This window comes from Pelomicrobium sp. G1 (genome assembly GCF_051905455.1).
Classification (GTDB): Bacteria; Pseudomonadota; Gammaproteobacteria; order Burkholderiales; family UBA6910; genus Pelomicrobium.
This window is the reverse complement of record NZ_JBQACR010000174.1, coordinates 1-362: the sequence shown is the minus strand read 5'-3', so window position 1 is coordinate 362 and position 362 is coordinate 1. Positions and strand designations below refer to the sequence as shown.

Genomic DNA, 362 nt, shown 5'->3' with positions numbered 1-362 from the left:
CACCGGTAGGGCTATGACGGGGGTTGGCGAAGGCGGTCGCCCTCGTGGTCACGCTCCTCGTACCCGGAGGGTTCGGGGCCGTAGGCGCCGATCATGGTCTCCATTCTCTGCACGGCTTCCCGTGCCCGGGGCAGGCGCTCGCGCCGCTTACGCCGCTCGATGAGGGGCGGGCACTTGCGCTCGTTGTAGTAGACCACCTGGCAGTCGAGGCAGTAGTGGCACTCGTTGGCGTTGATCTCGCCGGTGGGCCGGATCGCCCGCACCGGGCATTCCACCGCGCACACCTGACAGGGCTTGCCGCATTCCCGGCGCCGCCGCAGCCACCAGTCGAAGAGCCGGAACCGGCCGGGGATCGCCAGGGC

Annotated in this window: 1 pseudogene; it reads right to left on the bottom strand. The window is 70.2% G+C overall.

What is annotated here, in order from left to right:
• Positions 1–11: 11 nt before the first annotated feature.
• Positions 12–362 (bottom strand): annotated as a pseudogene (locus ACTFO6_RS18050) (hypothetical protein); the annotation flags it as partial.